Here is a 14998-nt window from a genome sequence, read left to right as displayed (position 1 = left end):
GAAGGAATGATAGATTATTTCAAATCAGTAGATGAACAGCTTTTCCAGTTTTTGAATAGCTATCATTCAGATTTTTTGGATCCGATCATTTTCCAACTCACCCAAACTTGGCCTTGGATACCTTTATATATTTTCCTTTCTATTTTAGTCGTAAAGAAGTTCGGGAAAAATTGTTGGTGGGTGTTTATCAGCATTGGACTGACCATTCTATTTGCTGATCAATTTACTTCTGGATTTATGAAACCATTCTTCCAAAGACTTCGACCTTGCCACGATCCTATGTGGGAAGGAATCGTCCACAATTATGGAAAATGTGGCGGTTTATACGGATTCGCCTCTTCCCACGCTTCCAATAGTTTTGGTATTGCAACAATCATTACCTTGACCCTTTCAGATCGCTTTAAAGCTGTCAGATGGCTATTCTTATGGGCAATTTTATTCTCATACACAAGAATTTACCTTGGCGTTCATTATCCGGCTGATGTGATTGTTGGAGGATTCATAGGAATTCTTTCCGGCTTTTTAGCTTTTGAGATCAGCGTATTTTTAAACAAAAAGATTACTCAGAATACCCTCTAATAATCCTCTGTATATATTTTCCAATGACATCAAATTCTAAATTCACTTCATCTCCAACTTTGAGTTGGTGGAAGTTGGTGAACTCATAAGTATAAGGAATAATGGCTACCGAGAATCTTCCATTTTTTGAGTTGAAACAGGTCAAACTTGTTCCATTTACGGTAATTGAACCTTTTTCTACCGTGACATTTCCTGAATTGGAATCAAAAGAAAAATCAAAAATCCAAGATCCATCTTGTTCCGAGATCGCCTCTACCCTACCAACTTGATCCACATGTCCTTGAACGATATGTCCATCAAATCTCCCATTTGCAGGCATACATCTTTCTATATTGACCTTTTTCCCTACTTTCCAATTTTTCAAACTCGTTTTCCTAAGTGTTTCATCTATGGCTGTTACACGATAAATTGCTCCATTGATCGCTACAACTGTAAGGCAAACACCATTATGTGCCACAGATTGGTCAATTTTTAACTCAGAAGTGATGGGTGATTCAATATCAAAATGGAAGTTTGTGCCTTCTTTTTCGATTTTGCTGATGGTCCCTAAAGTTTCTATAATTCCGGTAAACATGGTTTCTAAAATTAAACTTCTAATATTCAATCGAAAGTAAGTTCTCTTCGATTTTGGTTCAAATTAAGACATTATAAATCTTAACTTAGCAGTCACATACAAAGTTTCTTAAAATTCTTCATTTATATCCATGCTCAAACTTGAGGATACATATAGACATAAAGGTCAGCGAAATGCCTTAGTGAAATTGTTAGAAAAAAAAGGAATCAAAGACTCCAATGTACTAAAGGCTATCAATACACTTCCCAGACATTTTTTCTTTGATACAGCATTAGACTCACATGCTTATGAAGACAAAGCATTTCCCATCGGAGAAGGTCAAACCATCTCTCAACCCTACACAGTGGCTTTTCAATCTGAATTATTAGAGGTCAAGCCTAGAGATAAAGTCTTGGAAATTGGAACTGGATCGGGCTATCAGGCGGCCATTCTTTACCTCTTGGGAGCAGAAGTGCATAGCATTGAATATCAAAAAAAGCTCTTTGATAAGACAAAGAAGTTTCTTTCCAAATTGGGGATTTCAGTTCACTTTTATTTTGGTGACGGTTCCCAAGGAATACCTACCCAAGCGCCTTTTGACAAAATAATTGTCACCGCTGGTGCACCAATAGTTCCTACTTCACTACTGAAGCAACTGAAAGTTGGAGGGATTTTGGTGATTCCAGTTGGAGATCGTAAAACTCAGAAAATGATGAAACTGACGAAGAAAACAGAGAAGAAAATCATTCAGGAGGAGCACGATAATTTTGCCTTTGTCCCCTTACTCGGAGAGGAAGGCTGGAAATCACAATAATCAAAACATTGTATTGAATTGACCGTTATAATATTTCATATAAGGAAATATATTCTGTATTTTTGTAAAAAATATAATTTTTATGACCAGAAAGAAATTAGCAAAACAATCTGAGGTAATCATGACCGAAATGGTCTTACCAAATGACACCAATACCTTGAACAACCTCATGGGAGGGAAACTGATGCACTGGATGGATGTGGTGGCAGCGATCTCAGCACAAAGACACTCCAACAGAATCGTGGTGACAGCATCAGCAGATAGTATTTCTTTCAAGCATCCTATTGCATTAGGAAATGTGGTTACCTTAAAAGCACAAGTAACCCGAGCCTTCAACTCTTCCATGGAAGTTTTTATTGAAGTTTTTGCTGAAGATATTCCTGCAAATAAAAAAATCACAACGCACAGAGCTTTTTTCACCTTTGTAGCAGTAGATCAAGGAGGAAGACCAATAGAAGTTCCAGAAGTAGAGCCAGTTTCAGAAGATGAAATTGAATTGTATGAAGGAGCATTGAGAAGGAGACAATTGAGATTGGTGCTTGCCAAAAGAATGGATCCAAAAGATGCAGTTGAATTGAAGTCAATTTTCAATTTGGATGAAAAAGATAAGTAATATTCTTGCTTTCATAATTTATAAAACTTTCAAAAAGTCTTGAATTCGGTTCAAGGCTTTTTTTATTTTCATTCAATTCAAAAGTTGCTTGCTGATGATTTTTTAGGCAATTTAGCCTAATGGAAAGTGTAAATCTTCATGACTTAGGCATGTTTATAGAATCAGAGATCTATATCATCCAATCAGAAATGTCAAATCTTGTTTCAAAACATTCTTCTCAAAATAACCATTTAAAATTGAATGAAGAGATTGAGGATGATTTGAGTGAAGAACTTGATTTGATTTATGAAGGGAATTTCGAAAAGGGAATCTTAGTAATCTATGAAGCAAGTCATCTTGAACCTGACCTTAGAGAATTTTTATTTAATATATTAGGAGCTGTCAAATGCTCTTTAAAAGATGTTGCTTTGAGTTCAGCCGAGTCTATTGAAGAGGTTACTGTTCAAAAAATCGAGGAATTAGCACCTAACAAAATCATTGTTTTTGGGAAATTAAATCACCCTATTTTTCATTTGAAACAAGTGAATTATGAAATCAGAAATGAAGATGGTGTAGAATACCTTTTTGCAGATGACCTCAGATCAATTAGTATGAATATAGATTTGAAAAAATCACTTTGGGCGAAACTTCAAGTATTATTTGAAGTAAGTAGATAACTTAAGCAACAAAATCTGTCAAAATCTAAATTTCCATTCAAGCAATTTATTTGATGAATCTTGAGTTTAAAATTTATCTGTGGCAACTATTAAATCAATAGCCAATTAAAAGAATCTAAATCCTATCTTTGAAATGCTATCTACATTTGCGTAAAGTGACGTAGTTGACGATTATCTGTTTGATCATATTTCAAATTTTCACCTACGGTATTATTGCAGATAGTCAATTATAAAAAATAAGAAAAATTATGGCATCTTTAGAAACAAAGAAAAAGTGGCTCAAAAGGTTTAGAGTAATCAGTATCGTTGAGGGTCTGTCCTTCTTGCTATTACTTTTTATAGCTATGCCTTTGAAATACATTTTTGATATGCCTCTTGCTGTGAAATACGTAGGCTGGGCACATGGATTATTATTTATAATCTACATTTATGTTATTTTTCCTACAGCTAAAAAGTTAGACTGGAATTTTTCGAAAACTTTATTTGGTTTACTTGCTTCTGTTCTGCCATTTGGACCATTTATTTTTGATCGAAATTTGAAAATTCAAGAAAAAGAAATGATCGAGTCTTAAAATTTATCCTATGGCTTTGATCAGCAAAAAGAAAATCGTCTACCCTATCAGTCAAGGATTGAAAAAATACTTGATGAAATATGGTAGAGAAGTGGATTTTCCGATTCATTACAAAGACTTGCTTAGATACAGTTCTTCAGTACCTCTTTATGATTATAAGGGAAATGATACGCTATGGGAGACTGTTTTTTTCAATGAGTCTGATAGAGAAGAAATTCATTACAATGTCAAAAAAATCTATGCGCTTTTGAAAGCAGAGGGAGATATTTCAGTAATGAAACACCTTTATGTTGATCGTATTGATTTGTGTATTTATGGAAACACACAACCTTTTCGCGTTCGTATAGTCAACAGAATTAATGATAATTTCGATTATTTCTATGTAAAAAATGCTGATGCATCTCGGGTTTATGGCTTGGAACTCGAGCATTTACTTTCTCCAAATAGGATCTCTTACTTAGTACATAACAATACACTGATTGAGGAGCATATTGCTGGGATTCCTGGGGAAATGTTTATGAAACTCCACATTCATGATCAAATGCTGAATCCAATCAGACTGGCAAAGGAATTTGTCAAATTTAATGAAAGGTGTTTTGTACGACTTCTCGGAGATATGCATTCTTCCAATTTTGTCATCGATGTGACTCCAGATTTTGAAGAAACACATTATAGAATTCGAGCGATTGACTTTGATCAGCAATCCTATGAAGGCAAAAAATCAATTTACCTTCCTCAGTATTTCAAACAGAACAATGCTTTGATTCAATTGGGATTAAATCACATCACTTCTGAGTCAATGGTGCAATATCAGCGAGAAGAACGTGCATTAATTGCAAATAGACTTAAGTCATCACATAAAGAGATTGAAGATATTCTGAGAAGTATGGAACATGATACCATATCGACAAAAACCAATATTGAATCTTTGAAAAATGATTTGGCAAGGCATTACAAAAATGAGAAGTTTCTTTCTTGTAAGAATATGGGAGCAATTTTGAGGGAAAGTTTAGAGCAGGTGCTTAAAAAGTAAAAAGGCTTAGAAATTTCATTCTAAGCCTTTTTAAATAATTATGTACGTCCGCTTTTACTTTAGTAGCCAATGAAAATCCTAAATTTGAAGACTTGTGAACCGTTAGCTGTTGTAAGTTGACAGTTATCCGCAAAATTATTTGTGATAAAATCACATACTGGTTTCAATGCGGATAATCATATTAATAATATCTCACTTCACATTCAGGATTAAGATTTTTGAAGGAATCTATCCCTCTACTATTGATCCTTGTATTGAAACAACTCAATTTGCTAAGGTTTGTTAAACCTTGAACAGGCTTTAAAGAACGCACATTTGTACTTGCAATATCTAGTTCTTCTAACTCATAGAGTGATTCTAAACCTCTCAAATTCTTAACATTTGTCCCTGATATATTCAGAGATTTCAATTGTGTGTGTACACTCAAAGGTCTCAAATCTTCAATTCCTGTATCGGATAAATCTAATTTTGTAATATTTCTCAATTCAGAAATTACTTGCAAATCTGTAATTGGCGCTTTACTTATTTTTAAATATTCAAGTAGTTCTAAACTAAATAGATCAGAAAAATCCATGGCAGGCACATCAGAGATGGACAACTCTCTCAAGTTTATAAAAGCTGATAAATGTCGGAAATTAGAAACCGATTTCCCTTCAATTATTAGTTTTGTTTTTGTAGTCCATACATGCAAATCTTCTAAACTTGGTTCATCTGAATCTCCAAACTCACTCTTAAAAATAGACTTCCAAGTCTCATCAAGAGCATCCCACCATTTTTCTAATTCTAAACTACGGAAGATAATATTAAGCTCAGGGTTGGCATATATTGCTTTGACTACCTCTTCTTTAGAAATATTAGAATGATCTACATTAAGATATTTTAAATTAGTCAACCCATCTAAAGATGCTATACTTGTAATTTGACTTTTTCTAAAATCTGCAGATACTAAATTAGGCAAATTCGCTAAAGGTCTTAAACTACTAACCTTGGTATTTCTTCCTGTAATTTTCACTAGTGTTTTTATATCTGCCAAAGGTGACAAGTCCACAACCTCTGTATCATCAAAGTACAGTGAAACTATCTTCTTGAATTTTAGTACTGGACCAAGATTGCTAATGCGACTTCCAGATAAATCTAAAGAATCAAGACCTATCAATGAAGAAATCACTTCAATGGAAGGTTCAACTTGATCCAAAACTGGATTGATTTTTACAAAAACGTCTCTCCAAGCTTGAGGTAATCCATTCCACCAAGTTTGAAGATTTTCAACATGATGAATCAGCAGAATATTCTTATTTCTTCTGGTAAATTCATCCGCAGCCCATTCTTGAATCCGAGAGCGATCGGCATAAATCTTTTGCAAGGATGGAATCTTGTCCAATGGGCTCAAGTCAGACACTTCGGTTTGATTGATATTAACGACTCTCAGATTTGGTAAATCCTTCAAAGGAGATAAATCAACTATATTACTTTCCTGAAGATTGATAGATTCTAACCCTTCAAGTTTAGACAATAACTCAAAATTGATTAAATAATTTGAACTGATATCCAATTCACGCAACTGAGATAACTCCTCGATATTTGCAATATTATTAAACCCGTTTCCTTTAAGATTCAAAATTCTTAAAGATTCAAAAGAATTCAACACCCCAAAACTCATGATCGGAGTTTGAACAGCTTTCAAAGTAGCTAAAAGCTTCAAATTACCCAATTCGCTAATATCATTGATCTCAGTATTGCTAATATCCAAATAAGTCAAACGATCAGAATATTTAATGAACTGAATATCTTTAGTTGGTGTATTGGAGATGTTTAGATAAGACAAAAAGGTCACATTGCTTATCGGGTTGAGTTCCTTGATTTGAGTATTGCTGATATCAATGTATTTTAAGTCACGTAATGCCTCAATAGGCTCAAGATCCATTACATATTGATTTCCAGAAAAATCTATAGAATCAATCGTGCTAATTTTATAAAGATGATTCAATTCGACCGAATCTTGATCTGCTAAACCAATTTTGGATTTGAAATAGCTTGTCCAAGTATATGAAAGTGACTCCCACCACTCAAGTAACTCTTCATCTCTACTCAATTTGGTCGTATAGATACTCGCTATTTTGAGTTCATTGGACTGCTTATCTACATTTATTTCGATAAACCTCTCTTTAGTATTTGAGATTTTCTCAAGATTCAATCCTGTGGCTGTGATTGTCCTATCCAAAGTCACGACAAATGAAAGTTCTCCATTATCTCTTAAAAATGGCTTCACCTCTCTTACTTTAAATTTGAACGCTGCATCTTTAAAAAAGAACTCAATATCTTTTAAATAAGCAGTAATATCTTTGTTGGTTATAACTTTCCTGTCTAGCAACAAATCGTCCTCGACTTGAACTTTATTATCTCTAAATATCTTCTTGTAACTTTCTCTTATAATTACATCTTTATCTCTAGCAGGGGTATCTTTGCTACCAACTGTATTGAAAAAATACTCCAAGAATTGGACTTGGTCCTCTACTTTTTGACCTAGATCTTTGATTTCCTGCTTAGAATAATCGCCTATTGCTTGTTGTGAAAACGCAGATAGGGAGTTTAACAAAAGAAGAACAAAGAAAAGCGCTATATATTTATTTTTGATCATAGATGTATTTCTGGATAACTTCTTTATCACCTGTTCCTAATTTTACCAAGTTGCTAATTAACCAACCTGTATTAAATCCTGGTCTATTGAATTGGTTTAATTCAAAATACCAATTGTTGATTTGAAAAAAGTGAAACTTAACATCTGAAATATTATCAAATTTCAAATTTCCATTTTTCATTTCATAAAGGAATACAGTCAGGTAATCTGGTTCGTATTCTTTTGGTGTATATGACTCTGGTTTATTATTTTCTTGAAAAGCTTTTCTGAGATTCATAAACCCAATTTCATGGCTCAAAGGATGTAAAAAGGGCTTTTCATTGCCTTTAGGTTTTCTAAAGATATTTTCAAAAGGCTTGAAACTCACTTTATCGACTACCCATTCATAGCCTAGACCTTCTGGCTGTAATTTCATAAATAGCGTAGCTGCCTCTTTTTTACCCTTAAAGATAAAAGTTGTCTCTACTTCCGCGAACCATTCTCCATTATGAAAATTGATGTATTTGGGTAAAGTCTCAGACAAGACGTCGTTAAGAAATTCATTTTTGAGGGCCGACTGGATACTTGAAGTTTCATTGTCAAAGAGGATATTGATGAATTTCCCTCTTAACTCTCTATTTCTATAAAGTTCGTCAGTATCGTAATATCTACGAGTTCCATCAGCACTTTCCTCTCCATTAAACCTCCTAAAAAATTGATTTACCTGTTTGGTTGAAGCGGCAAATCTTCCATCATCCTGTGGCGAACCGGGGCTGTATAATCCTTGCCCCGGTGCCAACTGAATGGATGTAATAAATAAAATTACAAGAACTGTTAATTTTCTCATGCTGAAGTTTCAGTCACACGGATATCACCTAACATGACGTCCCAGAATTCAATCGTTCTACCAGCTATTTGAGTTTGTTTTTTCTCTACATAGATGGTAATATCTTTCTTGGTAGTATCTCTATAGTTCAAGCCACTTTCCAATGAAGTACCTTCAAATCTTTGATATACAGTTACTACGCCAACATAACGTCCATCAGGCTGTCTTTCAAGATCAGAGATATAGTGGATGTCATACCAAGTAATATTTACGCGATCGTAATTTAAAGCCATTAACCTCTCAAAATACCTTCTTACTTTATAGTAAGCGATTTCTTTTCTATTGATAGATGAAACACCCATTTCAGCATCTGGAGCAAAAAGCTCTTCAGCTCTATCCATCACTCTGTTTGCTTCAGAAAATTGTGTTTCTTTGCTCCCAATGATAGAGATGTATTTACTTAAATCTTTTACCTTTTCAAGTGCCAAAGAATCAATGGCTTGCTTTCTTGCTGGACTAATGTCGTTAGATTGTGCCAATGTGATTGACGCTGAAGCTAAAAACACCAATAGAAATAATGGAATATATTTTTTCATGATTATATTTTTTTCAATTAGAATGATTATTTACGACGAAGTTCTAATTCAGAAACTCTTCCCGAACCATCTAAACGAATATCGCTGATAAAGTTTAGGTTCTTTTTAGTGTCTTTTAAATAGTTGAGGTATTTAGCAATAGTAGTAGGCTCGTCGTAATCTTTGATACCACTTTCCTCATGAATAACAATCAAAACAGGAGTTTCTTGATTTGAAAACATTCCCAAAACCTCTTGGATTGTGCTATTTGCAGTTTGTACACTATTCGCATTTGAAATACTGCTAAAATAATTTTCTAGCTTACCTACTGCAACCTCTTCTGCAGAAGGTTGAGCTGGTTGTGGTGCTGGTGCAGGTTGAACTTGCTCAACTGGCGCTGGTGGCGGAGTTTCTGCTACAACTTTCTTTTTGCTTTTACAAGCTCCCATAGCTAATAAGCCAAATACGGCAATAAATGCTATTCTGGTTAGGGGTGATTGGAAGGTTCTTTTTTTCATGTTTAAGAATTATTGTTTGTTATTTGATTTCTCTTGAATTGACCTTACTTTGACAAAAAGCATTCCATTAAAGACTTCGATAAGAAATAAATTAATAAGAATACAGTTTTTTAATAAATTCATCTCCGATTATGCCGCAAATGTATATCAAAATCTTTGTTTCGAAATACGTATCTTTCAGGAAATTAATATATTTTAACAAAATAAAAAAAGCCATTTCTATTTAAAAAATGGCTTTTTCTAGGTAATGCCTAATTATTAGTCAAATAGCTCTTTTAACTTGCTTTCTAAACTCGGGCCACGAAGATCTTTTGCGATAATTTTGCCCTCTGGATCTAGTAAATATGTGGCTGGTATAGCATTGATCTGATAGGTAGCAGCAGCTTCAGAGTTAAAATATTTCAAGTCAGAAACCTGAGTCCAAGTCAACCCATCATCAGCTATAGCTTGTACCCAAGCCTCTTTTGTTCGGTCTAGGGAGACGCCAAAAACTTCAAATCCTTTTTCATTATACAGATTGTATAATCTCACCACATTTGGATTCTCTTCCCGACAAGGCTTGCACCATGCTGCCCAAAAATCTATTAAAACATATTTGCCTCTCAAATCAGAAAGCTTTACTAATTCACCATCTGGGTTAGGCAGGGCTATTTCTGGAGCAGTCTGCCCTATCGAAAGTGCCCTCATATCTTCAAGCTGTGCCATCAAGGTGGTGATCATTTTTGTGTCAGGATATTTTGTGTTCAACTTACTGACTAATTCGTCAATATAAATGAAATCATTTTTAGGATTGAGCATTCCTATTGCTGCCAAGGCGGCAAAACTTCCATCCATTTCATCTATCACTTGTTTTACTTTGACAGCATGATCACCTTCTAGGTTCATGGCTTTAGTTTGAATTTCCTTTATAGATTCTTGATCCTTATTAGTCATTGCCTCATAATAGGAATCATTTAGCTCATTGATTTTATTTTGATAATCATCCATCAATTCCTGAACCTTAATCATCTGTTGAGAATCTTTGGAACCTAGTATTACTAAGCTATCTTCATTATTCACATCATAATTAATCTCAACGTCTTGATCATAAAGTGCTAATCTTACGGATTTCTTATCCCCAATAATCAATTCATAAAATCCAGGTGCTTCGATAGTTAGGTCATAATTGAATTTACCATTTGAACCTAATTTCAATGTGTCAATCACGTCTGTTCTGTCATCAATAAACTGAACCAAAACAACTTTATTAGAGTCAAAATTTTCGATTTTTCCAGCGACTTTTACTTCTCCATCAAAAACTTGCTCACTTTCCCCACAAGAGAAAAGAACTGCCGTAGATAAAATGAAGAAAAACTTTTGTAATATTTTCATAGTGTGCTTAATTTTCTAATAATTCAGTGAGTAATTTGGTAGCTACTTTTGGATCAGCTTTGCCATGTGACTGTTTCATTACTTGCCCCATAAACATGCCCATCAAGCCTTTTTTTCCTGATTTATATTCTTCGACTTTTGCAGCATTTTCAGCAATCACCTTTTCAATGATTGGCTTCAAAGAACCCTCATCACTCTCTTGAATCAGATTCATTTGTTGCGCAATTTCTAGTGGACTCTTGTCTTTACTTTTTAACATCTCAGGATATATTTTCTGAGAAGCTACTGAGAAGTTTACTTTTCCATCATCCACAATAGCAATCAAATCTGCTAGTCGCTTGGGAGAAATTGGAAAATCAGAAATGTGCAGAGTCAACTCATTTAAATAGGATTTCACAGGACCCATCATCCAATTGGATGCCGCTTTATAATTTGCTGTGGACTCACATAATTCATTGAAATAAAGAGCTATTTCTTTCGAATCAGTCAATACTCCTGCATCATATTCAGGAAGACCGTAGACAGACACAAATTTGTGATGCAATTCTCTTGGGAGTTCAGGCATTTCTTTTCTTATGCCCTCAAGCCATTCTTCCGAAACAACTACAGGACTCAAATCTGGCTCTGGGAAATACCTGTAATCATTCAAGTCTTCTTTTGTACGCATAGATGCTGTAGTTCCTGTTGTCGCATCAAATGTCCTAGTCTCAGATATGATTTCTTCATTTGCTTCGATCAAATGAATTTGCCTTTCATATTCGTGCTCGATTGCTCTGGCCACGTTTCTGAATGAATTCATATTTTTCACTTCGACCTTTTTTCCATATTCAGCAGCACCACGAACTCTGACTGAGATATTGGCATCACAACGAAGTGAGCCCTCTTCCATATTTCCATCACAAATATCTAAGTATCTAACCAATTTCTTAATCTCTACAAGAAATGCATAAGCCTCTTCAGATGACCTGATATCCGGCTCCGAAACAATCTCTATCAAAGGCACCCCAGCCCTATTGTAATCTACCAGAGTATCTACTTCACCTGCAAGGTGCATGGATTTACCTGCATCTTCTTCCATGTGAATCCTAGTTAAGGTAACAGATTTTTTAGAGCCATCAGGCATGGTCAATGGAACCTCACCTCCTACACAGATTGGATTTTTGTCTTGGGTGATTTGATAACCTTTTGGAAGGTCTGGATAAAAGTAATTTTTTCTTGCAAAGATATTTCTTCTTGTAATATCAGAATTACAAGCAATTCCCATCTTTACAGCAAATTCTACGGCATTTTTGTTCACTTTTGGCAAAGTGCCCGGGTGACCTAGCGTCACCACTGAGATATGGGTATTTGGCAGATTTCCGAACTCGGTAGAATCAGTTGTGTACATTTTGCTTTTGGTAAGCAATTGTGCATGGACTTCCAAACCCACAACCAATTCATATTTATTTTTTAATTCAGCTGAAAGCATCTTTATTTTCTTTTTGTATTTCACTTATTGTGTCAAAAATGGCTCAGAATTCATCCAAAACCAAATAAGAACTAGGGATTTTAGCTTAAGAAAACATTTCCCTTGCTTTTTCAATCACAGAAGCTAATCCTTCAAGATTTTTTCCTCCTGCTGTTGCAAAGAAAGGTTGGCCTCCTCCCCCACCTTGTATTTCTTTAGCCAATTCTCTCACTGCATTTCCAGCATTCAAGCCTTTATTTGAAACTAACTCTTCACTAATAGTCACCGCAATTTGTGGCTTTCCATCAATTTCAGCTGCTATCACAGCTACGAAGTTAGGAAATTCATTTTTCAACTCAAATGAAATTTTCTTCAATGCATCAGCAGATGGCAAACTAACCTGAGCAAACAAAAGATTAGTTTCTTCTACCTTAATCACTTGTGAAGTTAGTTCTTTTTTCAAAACTTGAGCTTGCTGTCCATGTAATCCTTCAATTTCTTTCTTTAGATCGTTCTTTTCTTGAATTAAAGCTTCAACTGCCTTTTTGAGATCCCTTGGACTTTTCAAGAGTTCTTGAATTTCTTTGACGAGCGCTAGGTTTTCATTCATAAATGCATCAGCAGCAGCAGCCGTAATTGCCTCAATTCTCCTAACTCCCGAAGAAATCGATCCCTCAGATATAATTTTGAAAAGTCCAATCTGACCTGTTGAAGCCACATGTGTCCCCCCGCAAAGTTCAACTGAAAAATCTCTATCAAATGTAATCACTCTTACAAACTCCCCATATTTCTCTCCAAACAAGGCTGTTGCTCCTTGTTTTTTAGCTTCTTCGATCGGTACATTTCTTTGTTCTTGAAGTACTATATTTTCTCTGATTTTAGCATTAACAATGGCTTCAACTGCATTGATTTCCTCATCTGATAATTTCGAAAAATGTGCAAAATCAAAACGTAATAATTCTTCATTGACCAAAGACCCCTTTTGCTGAACATGATCTCCCAAGACTTCTTTCAAAGCAGATTGAAGAAGGTGAGTAGCCGTATGGTTATTCATCGTCAACCTTCTTTTCTCAGCATTTACTTTAGCACTAAAAATAGCTGATGTATCTGTTGGTAATTTATCCACGAAATGAACGATCAAGTCATTCTCTTTCTTTGTATCCAATACTTTGATTTGCTCTGATTCAGATCTAAGCCAACCTTGATCTCCTACCTGCCCTCCACTTTCTGCATAAAATGGCGTTTTATCTAATACTAATTGAAATCGATCTCCTTTTTTATCTTTTATTTGTCTGTATTTGATAATTTGACTTTCTGCTTCTAAATGATCATAACCGATAAATTCCACTCCTTCTTCGTCAGCGACCATAATCCAATCTCCTGTCTCTTGCTCTGCTGCGGATCTAGATCTAGTTTTTTGCTTTTCCATCTCTTCAGCAAAACCCTTTTCATCTACCGAGATACCATTCTCTCTTGCAATCAAAGAAGTTAGATCAAATGGAAAACCAAAAGTATCATACAATTCAAAGGCAGTTTTTCCATCAATAATCTTAGTGGATTTCGATTCCATGTCCGACTTTATTTGATCTAGAATTTTCAAACCATTTTCTAAAGTTCTCAAAAATGAAGCTTCTTCTTCCTGAATTACCTTAGCAATAAAATCTTGCTGGGATGCTACTTCTGGGAATATTTCACCGAAGTTTGTCGCTAACAAAGGCATCAATTCAAACATGAATGGCTTTTGGAAACCTAAAAATGTATATCCATACCTAACTGCCCTTCTTAAAATCCTTCTGATCACATAACCTGCCTTATTATTGGATGGCAGCTGACCATCTGCTATTGAAAAAGCGATCGCTCTAATGTGATCGACAATCACACGCATGGCAATATCTAGCTGTTCATTTTCACCATATTTTTTGCCTGATTTTGCTTCTAAAACCTCAATAAATGGCATAAAAATATCCGTATCGTAATTGGAAGATTTCTGCTGAATAGCTCTTACCAATCTTTCGAATCCCATTCCCGTATCTACATGTTTTGCTGGCAATTCCTTCAAAGAACCATCTTTGATTCTATTGAATTGCATAAAAACCAGATTCCAGATTTCAATTACTTGAGGATGATCATTATTAACTAGATTAAAACCACTTTCTTGCGACCTTTCTTCATTTGAACGTAGATCAACATGGATCTCAGAGCATGGTCCACAAGGCCCAGTATCACCCATCTCCCAAAAATTATCTTTCTTAGAACCGAAAATAATTCTGTCTTCAGAAATGATATTTTTCCATAATTCAAAGGCTTCAGAATCCTGATCCAATCCGTCAGCTATGTCTCCACCGAAAACAGAAACGTATAATCTATCTTTTGGTAGTTTATAAACTTCAGTGAGTAATTCCCAAGCCCACTCAATTGCTTCTTTTTTGAAATAATCACCAAAAGACCAGTTTCCAAGCATCTCAAACATCGTGTGGTGATAAGTATCTACACCGACCTCTTCTAGATCATTGTGCTTGCCTGACACTCTCAAACACTTCTGACTATTAGCTACTCGAGTTGCTTTGGCAATTTCATTTCCCAAGAAATAATCCTTGAATTGATTCATCCCTGCATTTGTAAACATCAATGTTGGATCATTTTTGACTACGATGGGGGAAGATGGAACAAACTGATGTTGTTTACTTTGGAAAAATTCAATAAAGGTACTTCTGATTTTCTTTGCTTCCATGTAAGCTTTTGACTATGTTCGGATTATAATTTCAATATTTATATATTTGCATGCCTTTTGTCGTTAAATCACCCAAGACTGCACAAGGCTTGC

Annotated in this window: 14 protein-coding genes; 6 read left to right on the top strand and 8 right to left on the bottom strand. The window is 34.9% G+C overall.

The window, feature by feature from the left end; translation table 11 throughout:
- Window positions 1-6: 6 nt before the first annotated feature.
- Entirely contained in the window at window positions 7-579 is a 573-nt protein-coding gene (locus BELBA_RS12970) for a phosphatase PAP2 family protein (protein WP_014773147.1), read from the top strand.
- Here BELBA_RS12970 and BELBA_RS12965 read toward each other — a convergent pair.
- Window positions 560-1153, bottom strand: coding sequence for a riboflavin synthase (locus BELBA_RS12965; RefSeq protein ID WP_014773146.1), 594 nt, complete (start codon window positions 1151-1153; stop codon window positions 560-562). The two genes, BELBA_RS12970 and BELBA_RS12965, sit on opposite strands and share 20 nt — an antisense overlap.
- Window positions 1154-1283: 130 nt before the next feature.
- Here BELBA_RS12965 and BELBA_RS12960 point away from each other — a divergent pair, with 130 nt between their 5' ends.
- The 5 genes from BELBA_RS12960 to BELBA_RS12940 all read left to right on the top strand — a co-directional run bounded on the left by BELBA_RS12960 (window position 1284) and on the right by BELBA_RS12940 (window position 4820).
- Window positions 1284-1946 carry a protein-L-isoaspartate(D-aspartate) O-methyltransferase gene (locus BELBA_RS12960; RefSeq protein ID WP_014773145.1) on the top strand — a complete coding sequence of 221 codons (663 nt, stop codon included), beginning with the start codon at window positions 1284-1286 and terminating at the stop codon, window positions 1944-1946.
- Between the two features lie 82 nt (window positions 1947-2028).
- Window positions 2029-2559: an acyl-CoA thioesterase gene (locus BELBA_RS12955; protein ID WP_014773144.1), complete on the top strand. Its 531-nt coding sequence runs from the start codon at window positions 2029-2031 to the stop codon at window positions 2557-2559.
- 119 nt (window positions 2560-2678) lie between these two features.
- Window positions 2679-3215 (top strand): hypothetical protein, encoded by a 537-nt coding sequence (locus BELBA_RS12950; protein WP_014773143.1) that lies wholly within the window; start codon window positions 2679-2681, stop codon window positions 3213-3215.
- Window positions 3216-3463: 248 nt separating this feature from the next.
- Window positions 3464-3787 carry a DUF3817 domain-containing protein gene (locus BELBA_RS12945; protein WP_014773142.1) on the top strand — a complete coding sequence of 108 codons (324 nt, stop codon included), beginning with the start codon at window positions 3464-3466 and terminating at the stop codon, window positions 3785-3787.
- Window positions 3788-3797: 10 nt separating this feature from the next.
- On the top strand, window positions 3798-4820 hold the full coding sequence (locus tag BELBA_RS12940; protein WP_014773141.1) for a hypothetical protein: 1023 nt from the start codon (window positions 3798-3800) through the stop codon (window positions 4818-4820).
- 181 nt (window positions 4821-5001) lie between these two features.
- Here BELBA_RS12940 and BELBA_RS12935 read toward each other — a convergent pair whose 3' ends face one another.
- From BELBA_RS12935 to alaS, 7 genes are all read right to left on the bottom strand, one after another.
- A complete protein-coding gene (locus BELBA_RS12935; protein ID WP_014773140.1) occupies window positions 5002-7458 on the bottom strand; it encodes a leucine-rich repeat domain-containing protein in 2457 nt (818 codons plus the stop codon).
- The gene (locus tag BELBA_RS12930) at window positions 7445-8284 is read right to left on the bottom strand and encodes a hypothetical protein (protein WP_014773139.1); all 840 of its coding nucleotides are present in this window, start codon (window positions 8282-8284) and stop codon (window positions 7445-7447) included. Before BELBA_RS12930 ends, BELBA_RS12935 begins: the two co-directional genes overlap by 14 nt.
- Window positions 8281-8859, bottom strand: a complete 579-nt coding sequence (locus BELBA_RS12925) for a hypothetical protein (RefSeq protein ID WP_014773138.1) — start codon at window positions 8857-8859, stop codon at window positions 8281-8283. The genes BELBA_RS12930 and BELBA_RS12925 overlap by 4 nt, the downstream gene beginning before the upstream one ends.
- Before the next feature lie 26 nt (window positions 8860-8885).
- Window positions 8886-9356 (bottom strand): hypothetical protein, encoded by a 471-nt coding sequence (locus BELBA_RS12920; protein ID WP_014773137.1) that lies wholly within the window; start codon window positions 9354-9356, stop codon window positions 8886-8888.
- Window positions 9357-9614: 258 nt separating this feature from the next.
- Window positions 9615-10727, bottom strand: coding sequence for a TlpA disulfide reductase family protein (locus BELBA_RS12915; RefSeq protein ID WP_014773135.1), 1113 nt, complete (start codon window positions 10725-10727; stop codon window positions 9615-9617).
- Between the two features lie 7 nt (window positions 10728-10734).
- Entirely contained in the window at window positions 10735-12195 is a 1461-nt protein-coding gene (gatB, locus tag BELBA_RS12910; protein ID WP_014773134.1) for an Asp-tRNA(Asn)/Glu-tRNA(Gln) amidotransferase subunit GatB, read from the bottom strand.
- An 85-nt stretch (window positions 12196-12280) separates the two neighbouring features.
- Window positions 12281-14905 carry an alanine--tRNA ligase gene (gene alaS, locus BELBA_RS12905; protein ID WP_014773133.1) on the bottom strand — a complete coding sequence of 875 codons (2625 nt, stop codon included), beginning with the start codon at window positions 14903-14905 and terminating at the stop codon, window positions 12281-12283.
- Window positions 14906-14998: the final 93 nt, after the last annotated feature.

The organism is Belliella baltica DSM 15883 (assembly GCF_000265405.1).
Classification (GTDB): Bacteria; Bacteroidota; Bacteroidia; order Cytophagales; family Cyclobacteriaceae; genus Belliella; species Belliella baltica.
The sequence above is the reverse complement of the archived record's forward strand: the minus strand, read 5'-3'. Positions and strand labels throughout refer to the sequence as shown.

Coding starts and splice junctions, on each gene's coding strand:
- BELBA_RS12915 (WP_014773135.1), bottom strand. CDS start 10,727: ATGAAAATATTACAAAAGTTTTTCTTCATTTTATCTACGGCAGTTCTT.
- BELBA_RS12960 (WP_014773145.1), top strand. CDS start 1,284: ATGCTCAAACTTGAGGATACATATAGACATAAAGGTCAGCGAAATGCC.
- BELBA_RS12945 (WP_014773142.1), top strand. CDS start 3,464: ATGGCATCTTTAGAAACAAAGAAAAAGTGGCTCAAAAGGTTTAGAGTA.
- BELBA_RS12950 (WP_014773143.1), top strand. CDS start 2,679: ATGGAAAGTGTAAATCTTCATGACTTAGGCATGTTTATAGAATCAGAG.
- BELBA_RS12925 (WP_014773138.1), bottom strand. CDS start 8,859: ATGAAAAAATATATTCCATTATTTCTATTGGTGTTTTTAGCTTCAGCG.
- BELBA_RS12970 (WP_014773147.1), top strand. CDS start 7: ATGATAGATTATTTCAAATCAGTAGATGAACAGCTTTTCCAGTTTTTG.
- gatB (WP_014773134.1), bottom strand. CDS start 12,195: ATGCTTTCAGCTGAATTAAAAAATAAATATGAATTGGTTGTGGGTTTG.
- alaS (WP_014773133.1), bottom strand. CDS start 14,905: ATGGAAGCAAAGAAAATCAGAAGTACCTTTATTGAATTTTTCCAAAGT.
- BELBA_RS12920 (WP_014773137.1), bottom strand. CDS start 9,356: ATGAAAAAAAGAACCTTCCAATCACCCCTAACCAGAATAGCATTTATT.
- BELBA_RS12940 (WP_014773141.1), top strand. CDS start 3,798: ATGGCTTTGATCAGCAAAAAGAAAATCGTCTACCCTATCAGTCAAGGA.
- BELBA_RS12935 (WP_014773140.1), bottom strand. CDS start 7,458: ATGATCAAAAATAAATATATAGCGCTTTTCTTTGTTCTTCTTTTGTTA.
- BELBA_RS12965 (WP_014773146.1), bottom strand. CDS start 1,153: ATGTTTACCGGAATTATAGAAACTTTAGGGACCATCAGCAAAATCGAA.
- BELBA_RS12930 (WP_014773139.1), bottom strand. CDS start 8,284: ATGAGAAAATTAACAGTTCTTGTAATTTTATTTATTACATCCATTCAG.
- BELBA_RS12955 (WP_014773144.1), top strand. CDS start 2,029: ATGACCAGAAAGAAATTAGCAAAACAATCTGAGGTAATCATGACCGAA.